The 12,502-nt window shown below is 72.9% G+C and carries 12 protein-coding genes and 1 tRNA gene; 2 read left to right on the top strand and 11 right to left on the bottom strand.

The features are described 5' to 3' along the window. Positions 1 to 29: 29 nt before the first annotated feature. From AC0OO9_RS18350 to AC0OO9_RS18320, 7 genes are all read right to left on the bottom strand, one after another. Positions 30 to 863 (bottom strand): inositol monophosphatase family protein, encoded by an 834-nt coding sequence (locus tag AC0OO9_RS18350; protein ID WP_151453458.1) that lies wholly within the window; start codon positions 861 to 863, stop codon positions 30 to 32. A gap of 119 nt (positions 864 to 982) precedes the next feature. Continuing rightward, on the bottom strand, positions 983 to 1,573 hold the full coding sequence (gene pth / locus AC0OO9_RS18345; RefSeq protein WP_132231500.1) for an aminoacyl-tRNA hydrolase: 591 nt from the start codon (positions 1,571 to 1,573) through the stop codon (positions 983 to 985). 105 nt (positions 1,574 to 1,678) lie between these two features. Next, on the bottom strand, positions 1,679 to 2,368 hold the full coding sequence (locus tag AC0OO9_RS18340) for a 50S ribosomal protein L25/general stress protein Ctc (protein WP_484511282.1): 690 nt from the start codon (positions 2,366 to 2,368) through the stop codon (positions 1,679 to 1,681). A 435-nt stretch (positions 2,369 to 2,803) separates the two neighbouring features. Beyond that, on the bottom strand, positions 2,804 to 3,784 hold the full coding sequence (locus AC0OO9_RS18335; RefSeq protein ID WP_421457183.1) for a ribose-phosphate diphosphokinase: 981 nt from the start codon (positions 3,782 to 3,784) through the stop codon (positions 2,804 to 2,806). A gap of 55 nt (positions 3,785 to 3,839) precedes the next feature. Beyond that, a complete protein-coding gene (glmU, locus tag AC0OO9_RS18330; RefSeq protein WP_484511281.1) occupies positions 3,840 to 5,417 on the bottom strand; it encodes a bifunctional UDP-N-acetylglucosamine diphosphorylase/glucosamine-1-phosphate N-acetyltransferase GlmU in 1,578 nt (525 codons plus the stop codon). Positions 5,418 to 5,480: 63 nt separating this feature from the next. Next, positions 5,481 to 5,552 (bottom strand) — tRNA-Gln (locus tag AC0OO9_RS18325). A gap of 8 nt (positions 5,553 to 5,560) precedes the next feature. Further along, complete coding sequence (locus tag AC0OO9_RS18320; protein ID WP_484511280.1) at positions 5,561 to 6,460, bottom strand: helix-turn-helix domain-containing protein; 900 nt, start codon at positions 6,458 to 6,460, stop codon at positions 5,561 to 5,563. 102 nt (positions 6,461 to 6,562) lie between these two features. Between AC0OO9_RS18320 and AC0OO9_RS18315 the strand changes: the two genes are divergently transcribed. Both AC0OO9_RS18315 and AC0OO9_RS18310 read left to right on the top strand, forming a co-directional pair. Next, entirely contained in the window at positions 6,563 to 7,519 is a 957-nt protein-coding gene (locus tag AC0OO9_RS18315; protein WP_484511279.1) for an acyl-CoA desaturase, read from the top strand. A gap of 72 nt (positions 7,520 to 7,591) precedes the next feature. Beyond that, complete coding sequence (locus tag AC0OO9_RS18310) at positions 7,592 to 8,281, top strand: TetR family transcriptional regulator (RefSeq protein WP_484511278.1); 690 nt, start codon at positions 7,592 to 7,594, stop codon at positions 8,279 to 8,281. Positions 8,282 to 8,293: 12 nt separating this feature from the next. Here the strand turns inward: AC0OO9_RS18310 and AC0OO9_RS18305 are convergent, their stop codons facing one another. The 4 genes from AC0OO9_RS18305 to AC0OO9_RS18290 all read right to left on the bottom strand — a co-directional run bounded on the left by AC0OO9_RS18305 (position 8,294) and on the right by AC0OO9_RS18290 (position 12,498). Beyond that, on the bottom strand, positions 8,294 to 8,770 hold the full coding sequence (locus AC0OO9_RS18305) for a DUF4383 domain-containing protein (protein WP_132231511.1): 477 nt from the start codon (positions 8,768 to 8,770) through the stop codon (positions 8,294 to 8,296). Between the two features lie 223 nt (positions 8,771 to 8,993). Then, positions 8,994 to 9,449, bottom strand: coding sequence for a DUF4383 domain-containing protein (locus AC0OO9_RS18300; protein ID WP_425853989.1), 456 nt, complete (start codon positions 9,447 to 9,449; stop codon positions 8,994 to 8,996). 114 nt (positions 9,450 to 9,563) lie between these two features. Beyond that, entirely contained in the window at positions 9,564 to 11,369 is a 1,806-nt protein-coding gene (locus tag AC0OO9_RS18295; RefSeq protein ID WP_484511277.1) for an ABC-F family ATP-binding cassette domain-containing protein, read from the bottom strand. 172 nt (positions 11,370 to 11,541) lie between these two features. Then, positions 11,542 to 12,498: a 4-(cytidine 5'-diphospho)-2-C-methyl-D-erythritol kinase gene (locus AC0OO9_RS18290; protein ID WP_484511276.1), complete on the bottom strand. Its 957-nt coding sequence runs from the start codon at positions 12,496 to 12,498 to the stop codon at positions 11,542 to 11,544. Positions 12,499 to 12,502 lie beyond the last annotated feature (4 nt).

Here is a 12,502-nt window from a genome sequence, read left to right as displayed (position 1 = left end):
GTCGGGCATGCCAAGAAGTGCCGCTCAGGCTACCCGGAATGACGCTGCAACGCTGCAAGCAACCGACTGGCGAGATCCTCGCGGCAGACCAGCAGGTCCGGCAGGCGCGGATCCGCCTCGTTGTATCTCAGCGCAGAACCGTCGATCCGGGAAGCGTGCAGCCCGGTGGCCGTCGCCACAGCGACCGGCGCGGCCGAGTCCCACTCGTACTGACCGCCCGCGTGGATGTAGGCGTCCACCTCACCGGTGACCACCGCGGCGATCTTCGCCCCGGCCGAGCCCATCGGCACCAGGTGCGCCCCGACGTCCTCCGCCAGGTCGGTCAGGAACACCGGCGGCCGGCTCCGGCTCGCCGCCAGGCGGATCGTCCGCCCGCCGGGCGCCGCGGCCGCCTCCGGGGTCAGCTGCGGGTACGCCGGCGGATAGTCGGTGCCCAGCACCCGCTGCTGCGCCGGCAGCCCGACCGCGCCCGCCACCAGCCCGTGCGGCGTCGGCGCGTCACGCGCCCAGAGCGCCACGTGCACCGCCCAGTCCGAACGGCCCTCCTCGGCGAACTCCCGGGTGCCGTCCAGCGGGTCGATGATCCACACTCGGTCGGCCGCCAGCCGGGAGACCGCCTCGGCGTTCACCTCCGCCGCCCAGGCCAGCCGCGAACCCTCGTCCTCCTCGGAGAGGACCGCGTCACCCGGCCGCCACTTCGCCAGCTCGGTGCGGATCAGGTCGTGCGAGACCTTGTCGCCCGCCGACTTCAACGCCCCCGCGTCGGCGAAACCCATCTCGGACCGCAGGCCGAGCAACGCCTGACCGGCCCGGGCCGCCAGCCACCGGGCGAAAGCGCCGTCGATCATCGGAGGACTGCCCATGACTCCTGCTCCCGTCGCCTCGCCGTGCTCCGCACCCGGCGCGCCGCCGACGAGCCGCCCCGACGGTCGCGTCGCGCCGAAAGGCGAAGACTACCGGCCCCCGGCGCCCGACCCGGCCCTCACACCCCGTGGTAGAGGTTCTGCGTCGGCTCCACGCCCCTGGTGATCACCGACTCCACCACATCCGCGGCCCGGTCCACCAGGAACTCCAGCTCCTTGCGCTCCGCCGCGCCGAAATCCGACAGTACGTAGTCCGCCGGGTCCTGCCGCCCCGGGGGCCGGCCGATGCCGAACCGCACCCGGACGTACTCCTTCGTGCCCAGCGACTTCGACATCGAGCGCAGGCCGTTGTGCCCGCCCTCGCCACCGCCGCACTTCACCCGCACCTGCCCGTACCCGATGTCCAACTCGTCGTGCACCGCGACCACCCGGCCCGGCGGCACCTTGTGGAACTGGGCCAGCCCGGTCACCGGCCCGCCGGACAGGTTCATGTACGTCAGCGGCTTGACCAGCACCAGCTTCGGCCCGCCGAGACCGAGCCGCCCCTCGGCGACCTCCGCCACCGCCCGCTTGTGCCGGCCGAACCTCGCGCCGAGCCGGCCCGCCAGCAGGTCGGCCACCATGAAGCCGACGTTGTGCCGGTTGCCGGCGTACTCCCGACCCGGGTTGCCCAGGCCGACCACCAGCCACGGCCCCGTCTCGTCCGTCACGCCCCGCCCCTCCCGCTGCTCGCCGTCACCCGCCCGCCCGGACATCGATACGCCGACAGGCGCCCCCGACCGCGCGGGGACGCCTGTCGCAACGATGCGAACCGATCAGGCCTCGGTCTTCGCCTCGGCGTTCTCCTCGCCCTCCGCGGCCGGAGCCTCGGCGCCCTCGGCGGTCTCCTCGCCGACACCGGCCTCGGCCTCCTCAGTGGCCTCCTCGACCTCGGGGAGGGTGGCCTCGAGCTGCTCGGCGGTCGGCGCGGCGGTCACCGAAGCGACGGTCTGGTCCGCGTCGGCGGCCAGCTCGACGCCGGCCGGCAGCTCCACGTCGCCGGCGGTGACCTGGGTGCCGGCCTCCATGCCCTCGATCGAGGCCTCCAGGTGGTCCGGCACCTTGGTGGCGTCGGCGGTGACCGACAGGGTGTCGTGGTCGTGCACGATCAGGGTGTCCCGCGCGGCCTCGCCGGTCAGCTGCACCGGGACCTCGACGGTGACCTTCTCGCCCCGGCGGACCAGCAGCAGGTCCACGTGCTCGAAGGTGTCCTTGATCGGGTCGCGCTGGATCGCCTTCGGCAGCGCCAGCACCTGGGTGCCGTCGCTGACCTCGATCGCGAAGAGCTGGTTGGCGCCGCCCTTGCGGATCGCGGCGGCGAACTCACGCGACGGCAGCGCGATGTGCTTGGGCTTCTCGCCGTGGCCGTACAGCACGGCGGGCACCTTGCCGGCCCGGCGGGTACGACGGGCACCACCCTTGCCGAACTCGGTGCGGGGCTCGGCGCTGATCTTTACCTCGGACACGGGAGAACTCCTGATGCTTTCGCTGCGGCGGCTTGTCGTCTGGCGGTGCTGGGGCGAGGGGCTCGCTGGGGCTCATGCGTCGAGAACGACTGCCCGGAGCACCGCGTCGATGACGGTGCCTCCGTGCGGCGCTTCTCAGCGGCCCGCCGGGCACCCTCGCCGTGGCAACCGCACCAGTCTACCCGAGCTGAATCCGCGCGTTCCGGCAGTCCCCTTATCACCGTTCCCGCAGGCCCGCAGGGCGATTTGGACCTGCCCCGCCGGCACCCGCCGCCGGGCGCCGCGCGACGCCGCCGGAGGGCGACCGCCCGGCCGCCGGGGCGGCCCGCCGCCGACCGGACTCCCCGCCGCCGACCGGGTCGATGCGACGCCGCCGCCGGGGCGGTCGACGCCGGACCGGGGGCGACGGTGGCCGCCCGGTCCGGCGTCAGACGGTCAGCTCAGGCCGCCGAAGAGGGTCGTCACCGAGCCGTCGTCGAAGACCTCGCGGATCGCCCGCGCCAGCAGCGGCGCGATCGACAGCACGGTGATCTTGTCGAGCTGCTTCTCCGGCGGCAGCGGCAGCGTGTTGGTGACCAGGACCTCGCTGATCGGGGCGTTCTTCAGCCGCTCGGTCGCCGGGTCGGAGAGCAGCGCGTGCGTCGAGGCCACGATCACGTCGGCCGCGCCGGACGCCCGGAGGATGTCCGCCGCACCGCAGATCGTGCCGCCCGTGTCGATCATGTCGTCGACGATCAGGCAGACCCGGCCCTCGACCTCGCCGACCACCCGGTTCGCCACCACCTGGTTCGGCTTCAGCGGGTCCCGGGTCTTGTGGATGAACGCCAGCGGGCAGCCGCCCAGCCGGTCGGTCCACCGCTCGGCCACCCGCACCCGGCCCGAGTCCGGCGCGACCACCGTCATCGGGCGGCCGGCGTACTTGTGCTGGACGTACTCGGCGAGGATGTCCATCGCGAAGAGGTGGTCGACGGGGCCGTCGAAGAAGCCCTGGATCTGCGCGGTGTGCAGGTCGACGGTGAGGATCCGGTTCGCCCCGGCCGTCTTCAGCAGGTCCGCCACCAGCCGGGCCGAAATCGGCTCCCGGCCGCGGTGCTTCTTGTCCTGCCGGGCGTACGGGTAGAACGGCAGGACCACCGTGATCCGCTTGGCCGAACCGCGCTTCAGCGCGTCGATCATGATCAGGGTCTCCATGACCCAGGTGTTCACCCCGTGCGTGACGGACTGCACCACGAAGGCGTCCGAACCGCGTACCGAGTCCTTGAACCGTACGAAGATCTCGCCGTTGGCGAACTCGTACGCGTCGGCCGGCGTCGGCGCGACGCCGAGCACCTCACCGATCTCCTTGGCCAACTCCGGAAAGCCACGTCCGGAAAAAAGCATCAGGCTCTTGCGGTTTTCGGCGACGATGCTGCCCATGGGCCCGTCTGCTCCCGTTGGTCGGTGGTACCCGGCGGTGGTGGTGGGCCGGGGACTATTCGGTTGCAGTATCCCCCGCGCCCGGGGCCGACCTGACCGGCTCGGCATCCCCGTGGATTGCCTCACCTTCACTTGCCCCGGATCCCGGCGCCGACGCACCCTCATCCGCTGCCTGGGCCCGCGCGGCCGCCTCGGCGGAGACCGTGCCCGCCCGCTTGCGGGCCACCCAGCCGTCGATGTTGCGCTGCGGCGCCCGGGTCACCCCGAGCGCGCCCGCCGGCACGTCCTGCGCGATCGCGCTGCCCGCCGCCACGTACGCCCCGGCGCCCACCTCGACGGGCGCGATCAGGCTGGTGTCGCAGCCGACGAACGCGCCCTCGCCGACGGTGGTGCGGTGCTTGTTCACCCCGTCGTAGTTCACGAAGATCGTCGCCGCGCCGATGTTGGCCTTCGCGCCGATCGTCGCGTCCCCCACGTACGACAGGTGCGGCACCTTCGCGCCCGCACCCACCTCGGAGTTCTTCACCTCGACGAACGTGCCGACCTTGGCCTTCTCGGCGAGCCGGGCGTCCGGCCGCAGGTACGCGTACGGCCCGACGCTGGCGCCCGCACCGACCTCCGCGCCCACCGCGTGGCTGCGCAGCACCGTGGCGCCCGGGCCGACGACGGTGTCGATCAGCGTCACGTCCGGCCCGACCACCGCGCCCGTGCCGACCACCGTGCCGCCGCGCAGCTGGGTGTTCTGGTCGACCACCGCGTCCCGGTCGAGGGCGACCGTCACGTCGATCCAGGTGGTGTCCGGGTCGAGCAGGCTGACCCCGGTACGCATCCACGCCTCGTTGACCCGGTCGCGCAGCAGCCGGCGCAGGGCGGCCAACTCGACCCGGTCGTTGCAGCCCAGCGTCTCCACGTGGTCCGCCGCCACGTGCACCGCCACCGGCTCGCCGGCCGAGCCCAGCAGGGCGAAGACGTCGGTCAGGTACTCCTCGCCCTGGTCGTTGTCCGTCGACAGCTTGCCCAGCGCGTCGCGCAGCCGGGCCACGTCGAACGCGTAGATGCCGGCGTTGATCTCCCGGATCGCCCGCTGCGCGGGGGTCGCGTCGCGCTCCTCGACGATCTGCTCCAGCCGCCCGTCGGTGTCGCGCACGATCCGGCCCAGCCCGGTCGGGTCGGGCACCTCGGCGGCGAGCACGGTCGCCGCCGCGCGCGCCTCCTCGTGCGCCGCCACCAGTGCGGCCACCGTCTCCGGGCGGAGCAGCGGCACGTCACCGTTGATCACGACCACGGTGCCGGTGGCGTCGGGCGCGGCGTCCAGCGCGATCCGGACGGCGTGCCCGGTGCCGAGCTGCTCCGCCTGGAGCACCGGGGTGGCGTCGGGGGCGATCTCCGCGAGGTGCGCGCGGACCTGGTCGGCGCCGTGCCCCACCACGACCACCGTGCGGTCCGCGGCCAGCGGCGCGGCGGCGGCGAGCACGTGGCCGACGAGGGTACGGCCGAGCAGCGGGTGCAGCACCTTGGGCAGCGCCGACTTCATCCGCTTGCCCTCACCGGCGGCGAGCACGACAACGGTGCGGAGGTGGGGCTGGGACACGACACGGGCTCCCGTCGGGACGGCTAACAGTCTCGCGGCCATGCTAACCAGACGGCGAGCCGCCGTTCGGCATGGCCACACGAATGCCGTGAGACGCGGTGTGAGCTGGGGTGCCTGGATTCGAACCAGGAGCTCAAGGCTCCAAAGGCCTGCGGGTTGCCGTTACCCCACACCCCATAAAAATGTCAAGCTTCGCGCACCGTCATTGACGGTTCGCCTCGCTCGACGGTCTGGAACAGCTCGGCGATCATACCTTCGATCCGCCAGTAGAGCTCGCGGCTACGCGGCACGGTGATCACCAGGCAGCCACGATAGTCGTCCCCGACGTTGCGCCGCAGCGTGGCCGGACGGTGTTTCTTGAGGTTGGCGCGCTGGAAGCGACCGACCGGCAGATCGAGTTTCCGGACCCACCATTTCAGCGCCGCGTCGGGGTCGGCCGTCTCATGGATGCTGACGCGATAGCTGGGCACGGCACGGTCGACCCCGCACACCTGGAGAAATCGCAGGAAGAGCGCGAGCAGCCCCGGATCGCTGTTGACGAACTGGAGGCGGTCGTCCCGCCGCCACGGCTTGGACTTCGTCCCCTCACACCAGTAGACCGCCGCACCGAGGAGCAGGAGATCCCGGTCGGCGAGGGAGCCCACCAGGCCGGCCGCGCGCACCTGCTCCGCGGCCCGGGCCGCGTCGCGGGCCTTTCGATGCGCCGACCACCGCGCCTCGTTCATCAACGCCGCGTGGGTCCGGCGCCGCTCGGCGCCCGCCCCCTCCTCGGTCAGCGGCAGGTGCCTGACCCACTGGTAGGCGGTCGACTTCGCCACGCCGAGCTGGCGGGCGATGTCGTTCACGGAACGCCCCTCGGCGCGCAGCTCGACCGCCGTCGCTCTGAGGTCGTCCTTGGCATTTGGTCGGCGGGTCCGCTCGGGCGGCGGCACGCCCCGGAGAAGGTCGTGGACCCGGTTACGCCCGAGCCCGGTCCGCGCCCGGATCTCGCGGACGGAGAGCTGCTCGACGGTGCGCAGCCGTCGCACCTCTTCAGCCAACGGATCATCCATGAGCAGCACCTTAGAACGGACGTACGACAGCATCAGACATTCATCCCTGACGCTGTCCCATGCGCCCCGCCAGGGCCTAAGTTACGGTGACGTAGGCGTAACTTCGTGATCACTCCGTCCCTCTGCGAGGTGCCCATGTCCGCTACGTCCCTCGACCCCGCCGCCGGGCCGAAGCCCCTCACCCAGGGCACGCAGTCCCGGGGCATCCTCATCGCCCTCTGGGCGTTCGTGGTGATTCCCTTCCTGGCCCTCGTGGCCGCCGTACCGGTCGCCTGGGGCGGCTGGCTGAGCTGGACCGACGTGGCCGTCGCCGGGTTCTGGTACGTGCTCTCCGGGCTGGGCATCACGGTCGGCTACCACCGGTACTTCACGCACGGGTCGTTCAAGGCGAAGCGCTGGCTGCGGATCGCGCTGGCGGTGTCCGGCTCGCTGGCGGTGCAGGGCGAGATCATCCAGTGGGTGGCCGACCACCGGCGCCACCATGCCTTCTCCGACCTGGAGGGCGACCCGCACTCGCCGTGGCGGTTCGGGGAGAGCGTCCGCGGCCTGACGAAGGGCCTGTTCCACGCGCACGTCGGCTGGCTCTTCGGCCGGGAGCTGTCCAACCGGAGGCGCTTCGCCCCGGACCTGCTCGCCGACCGGGACATCAGCCGGGTGGACCGGCTGTTCCCGCTGCTGGTGGTGGTCTCGGTGCTCGGTCCCGCGCTGATGGGCGGCCTGCTCACCTGGTCGTGGCGGGGAGCGCTCTCCGCGCTCTTCTGGGCCGGCCTGGTGCGCATCGCCCTCCTGCACCACGTGACCTGGTCCATCAACTCCGTCTGCCACGTCTACGGGGAGCGGCCGTTCGCGATGCGCCAGGGCGACCGCGCGTCGAACTTCTGGCCGCTGGCGATCGTGTCGTTCGGCGAGAGCTGGCACAACCTGCACCACGCCGACCCGACCAGCGCCCGGCACGGCGTACTGCGCGGCCAGGTGGACATCTCGGCCCGGGTGATCTGGCTGTTCGAGAGGCTCGGCGCGGCGTGGGACGTGCGCTGGCCGAAGCCCGAACGCATCGCGGCGAAGCTCGCCGCACCGGCCACCGGCCGGTAGCGCGGTCGATGGGCGCGGAGGCCGCCTGGCAGGATGGGCCGGGTGACCGAGCGCCGGCGGAATGACGAGAACATGGCGGATGTCCCTGGCAACGACGGCACGACCGGCCGGCGGCGGGCGGTTCCCGCCGTGCCCCCCAAACCCTCCTCACGCGTACGCATGTCGGCGGCCCAGCGCCGGGAGCAGCTGATCTCGATCGCCCGGCAGATCTTCGCCGAGCGCGGCTTCGACGCCACCTCCATCGAGGAGGTGGCGGCCCGCGCGAAGGTCTCCAAGCCGGTGGTCTACGAGCACTTCGGCGGCAAGGAGGGGCTCTACGCGGTGGTGGTGGACCGGGAGGTCCGCGCCCTGCTGGACCGGATCACCACGGCCCTGACCGCCGGGCACCCCCGCGAGCTGCTGGAGCAGGCGGCGCTGGCCCTGCTGACGTACATCGAGGAGGAGACCAGCGGCTTCCGGGTGCTGGTGCGGGAGTCGCCGGTGCTGTCGGCGGCGGGCAACTTCAGCAGCGTCATGAACGACGTGGCGCACCAGGTGGAGCACATCCTGGGCGCCGAGTTCTCCAGCCGGGGCTACGACCCGAAGCTGGCCGAGCTCTACTCGCAGGCGCTGGTGGGGATGGTGGCGCTGACCGGCCGCTGGTGGCTGGAGGTGCGCAAGCCGCGCAAGGAGACGGTGGCGGCGCACCTGGTCAACCTGGCCTGGAGCGGGCTGTCGCACCTGGAGGCCAAGCCGAGCCTGATCACGGTACGGGGTCGCTGACCCCGACGTCGGTCAGCGGCCGTGGGCCTCGGAGACCGGGTGGTGCCGCAGCCGCCGTTCCTCCTCGGCGTGCTCGTCGGTGCCGACCTTGTCGTACAGGCCGGTGCCGAGCAGGAGCAGGCCGAAGAGCATCGACACGATGACCGTGGACATCGAGAAGTTGAGGAAGTTGGCCTCGGTCTGGAGCACGGACATCATGAGGACGCTGGTGACCAGGAAGACGACCCCGGCGGTCAGGTTCATGTAGTGGCCGAGGTTGCCGCGCCGGGACGCGCCGATGATGAGGACGATCCCGAAGGCGACGGAGGCCAGCGAGAAGGCCAGGTTGGTGCGGAGCCCGAGGGCCCAGTTGTCGCCCCGGTCGAAGAGCGGATCGCCCGCTGTCAGGGCGACGCCCCAGACGCCGAAGACCAGGATGTAGAGCCCCACCAGGCCGGCGAGGACCCGGTAGACCGGCCGCGCCGGATGGTTCACGGGAAAGTGCGGCATGACCCCTCCACCAGTCAGGACATTCGCCCCCGATTGTCCCCCGGAAGAGGCCACCCGTCCGCCGAACCGCTCGACAACAGCCACAACCAAAAGATCCCACCCCACCGGGCAGCAACGGGCCGGGTGGAGCGGGACCACAGGTTTTCGCCGGAGCCCGACCCGCTCCGGGCGGTCAGGCTTGATCCCTGCGCGGGTCGGGCTCCGGCGAAAACCCCACAACCACTCAGAGCACGAGCCGGGCCTTCTGCCAGGCCTCCTGCTCCTCGTCCGTGCCGACCTTGCCGTACATGCCGACCATCAGCAGGACCAGGCTGACCACCATCAGCGCGATGACGGTGAAGATGCTGAAGTTGAAGATGTTGGCCTCGGTCTGGATGAAGGCGAGACCGGCGAGGCTGATCACCATGATGGCGTACGCCAGCCACTGGTTGATCATGACGTCGATGTTGCGGCCGATCGCGGTGCCGGCCAGCACCGCGGCCCCCAGCAGGACGCTGAGCAGCGAGAAACCGAGGTTCGTGCCCTGGCCGAGGACCTGGGTGTCATCCTGGGCGAGGGCCTCGTTGCCGGCGCTCGCGATGATGCCGAGCACGCCGAAGGCCACCAGGTACAGACCGGTCAGCCCGCCGATCGCCCGGTAGACCGGCCGCGCGGGGTGGTTGACGGGGGTGTGGGCCATGTCTGAGTCTCCAACGCCGTTCGGGTGAGGGGTCGCCGACGATTGTCCCGCACCCCGGGGTGTGACGCCGCACACGGGGGCCTCCGGTGTGCGGCGCCGCGACCAGGGGGCGACTCAGGTCGCCGGGATCTCCTCGGCCAGGGCCAGCCAGGACTCCTCGGTCCGCTCCCGCTCGGCCCGCAGCTCCTTGAGCTGGGCGTCGAGTTCGGCGACCTTCGCGTAGTCGGTGGCGTGCGTGGCGAGCTGGTCGAGCAGCGTCGCCTCCTTCTGCTCCAGCTTGGCGACCTGCCGTTCCAGCCGGGCCAGTTCCTTGCGGGCCTGCCGCGCCTCGGCGGCAGACATGCCGGTCGCGGCGGGGGTGCCGGCGCCGCCCCCGGGGGCCGTCTCCGGCATCGCGGGGCCGGGTTGGCCGGCGGCCCGGGCGAGGTACTCGTCGACGCCCCCGGGCAGGTGCACCAGCCGGCCGTCGCCGAACATCCCGTACGCGACGTCGGTGACCCGCTCGATGAGGTACCGGTCGTGGCTGGCCACGATGACGGTGCCGGGCCAGGAGTCGAGCAGGTCCTCCAGCGCGGCGAGGGTGTCGGTGTCCAGGTCGTTGGTGGGCTCGTCGAACAGCAGCACGTTCGGCTCCCCGGCGAGCAGCCGGAGCATCTGCAACCGGCGACGCTCGCCGCCGGAGAGGTCGCTGACGGGCGTCCAGAGCCGCCGGTCGTCGAAGCCGAAGACCTCGGCGAGCTGGGCGGCGGAGACCTCCCGGTCGCCGAGTTGCACCCGCCGGGCGACCTCCTCCACCGCTTCGAGCACGCGCAGGTGGCCGGGGAGTTCGGCCAGCTCCTGGGAGAGGAAGGCCGGCCGGACGGTCGAGCCGGTGGCGAAGCGCCCGTTGTCGGGGCGGGTGATGCCGGCCAGCATCCGCAGCAGGGTGGTCTTGCCCGCCCCGTTGCGGCCGAGGACGGCGATCCGGTCGCCGGGGCCGACCTGCCAGGTGACGTCGCGCAGGATCTCCTTCGGGCCGGCGTGCAGGGTGACCTGCTCCAGGTCGTACACCTGCTTGCCGAGCCGGGCGGTGGCGAGCCGTTGCAGCGACATGGTGTCGCGCACCGGCGGCACGTCGGCGATGAGGGCGTTGGCGGCGTCGATGCGGAAGCGCGGCTTGGAGGTGCGGGCGGGCGGGCCCCGGCGCAGCCAGGCGATCTCCTTGCGGAGCAGGTTCTGCCGGCGGGCCTCGGTGGCCGCGGCGACCCGCTCCCGCTCGGCCCGGGCGAGGGTCCAGGCGGCGAAGCCGCCCTCGTACGCCCGGACGGTCTGGTCGGCGACCTCCCAGGTGGTGGTGCAGACGGCGTCGAGGAACCACCGGTCGTGGGTGACCACGACGAGCGCGCCCTTGCGGCCGACGAGGTACTTCGCCAGCCAGTCGACGCCGCCGACGTCGAGGTGGTTGGTGGGCTCGTCGAGGATGAGCAGGTCGGACTCGCGGACCAGCAGCGCGGCCAGCGCGACCCGCCGCCGCTCGCCGCCGGACATCGGGCCGACGGGCTGGTCGAGGCCGAGGTGGGGCATGCCGAGGCCGTCGAGGATGGCCCGCACGCCGGCGTCGCCGGCCCACTCGTGCTCGGCGCCCATGCTCTCGCCGAGCCAGGCGGTGCCGAGCACCACGTCCCGGACGGTGGCCTCGGGGGCGAGCTGGAGGCTCTGCGGCAGCCAGGCGACCCGCAGGTCGCGGCGGTGGGTGACCCGCCCGTCGTCCGGTTCCTCGATGCGGGTGAGCAGCCGCAGCAGGGTGGACTTGCCGGCGCCGTTGAGGCCGACCACGCCGATCCGGTCGGCGTCGTCCAGGCCGAGCGAGACGTCGGTGAGCAGCGGCCCGGCGGCGCCGTAGCCCTTGGACACCCGGTCCAGGTTGACGATGTTGGCCACGACCTCACCTCCCATGATCAAGGCGTCCCGGTGCCGGCCGGCACCTGGGACGCCTGAGCCTCCAGCGTACGCGGACCGCCCCGCCGCCCGCCGGGCGCGGGCTCCACCCGGCGCCGCCTGGAGAGGCGGTACCCGGGGGCCGGGAGCGCGGGATCGGGGCGGGGTGGGCCGGTCAGGCGATGCGCGCGCCGGGGACCGGGCCGTGCGCGGTGCGCGCCTCGCGGCACACGTCGGCGGTGGCCAGCTCCGCGGCGATCCGCTCGGCGTCGGCGGCGTCCGCCGCGAGGAAGACGCAGGTCGGCCCCGAGCCGGAGACGATGCCGGCCAGCGCGCCGGCCGCCTCGCCGGCCTTCAGCGTCTCCGCCAGCGACGGGCGCATGGCCAGGGCGGCGTCCTGGAGGTCGTTGCCGAGGGCCGCGGCGAGCACCCGCGGGTCCCGCTGGCGCAGCGCGGCGAAGAGCGCGTCGGTGCTGCCCAGCGGCGCACCGGCGGTGCCGGCCGCGCGGAGCCGGTCCAGTTCCCGGTAGGCGACCGGGGTGGAGAGGCCGCTGTCGGCCACGGCCACGACCCAGTGCCAGGTGGTGGGGCGGGCCAGCACGGGGCTGACCGACTCGCCCCGGCCGGTGCCGAGCGCGGTGCCGCCGTGGATCAGGAACGGCACGTCGGAGCCGAGGTCGGCGGCGATCCGGGCCAGCTCGTCGCGGGACAGCCCGGTCCCCCAGAGCGTGTCGCAGGCGACCAGCGCCGCGGCCGCGTCGGCGCTGCCTCCGGCCAGCCCACCGGCCAGCGGGATCTGCTTGCGCAGGTGCAGCCGGGCGTGCGGCGGCACCCCCGCGTAGCCGGCGAGGGCGCGGGCCGCCCGGATGGCCAGGTTGGTGTCGTCCAGGGCCAGCTCGCCGGCGCCCTCGCCCTCCATGGTCAGGGTGAGCGTGTCGCCCCGGCGGGCGGTCAGCTCGTCGTGGATGGAGATGGCGTGGTAGACGGTGTTCAGCTCGTGGTAGCCGTCGGGGCGCAGCGGTCCCACCCCGAGGTGCAGGTTGACCTTGGCGGGCACCCGGACCCGCACCGGTCCGCTGGCTCCGCGCCGCCGCTGCTCGTCCTCGTCGTCCGGTCCCCAGGCCTCGGTCACGGGC

Source organism: Micromonospora sp. USAFONa4 (genome assembly GCF_057197825.1).
Note: the sequence above shows the minus strand (reverse complement) of the source record. Positions and strands in the feature narration are given on the sequence as shown.

Excerpts from the sequence above, each read along its gene's own strand:
- glmU (WP_484511281.1), bottom strand. The coding sequence starts at position 5,417 with ATGGCCGCGAGACTGTTAGCCGTCCCGACGGGAGCCCGTGTCGTGTCC.
- AC0OO9_RS18305 (WP_132231511.1), bottom strand. The coding sequence starts at position 8,770 with ATGCCGCACTTTCCCGTGAACCATCCGGCGCGGCCGGTCTACCGGGTC.
- AC0OO9_RS18315 (WP_484511279.1), top strand. The coding sequence starts at position 6,563 with ATGTCCGCTACGTCCCTCGACCCCGCCGCCGGGCCGAAGCCCCTCACC.
- AC0OO9_RS18335 (WP_421457183.1), bottom strand. The coding sequence starts at position 3,784 with ATGGGCAGCATCGTCGCCGAAAACCGCAAGAGCCTGATGCTTTTTTCC.
- AC0OO9_RS18350 (WP_151453458.1), bottom strand. The coding sequence starts at position 863 with ATGGGCAGTCCTCCGATGATCGACGGCGCTTTCGCCCGGTGGCTGGCG.
- AC0OO9_RS18300 (WP_425853989.1), bottom strand. The coding sequence starts at position 9,449 with ATGGCCCACACCCCCGTCAACCACCCCGCGCGGCCGGTCTACCGGGCG.
- AC0OO9_RS18320 (WP_484511280.1), bottom strand. The coding sequence starts at position 6,460 with ATGCTGTCGTACGTCCGTTCTAAGGTGCTGCTCATGGATGATCCGTTG.
- AC0OO9_RS18310 (WP_484511278.1), top strand. The coding sequence starts at position 7,592 with ATGGCGGATGTCCCTGGCAACGACGGCACGACCGGCCGGCGGCGGGCG.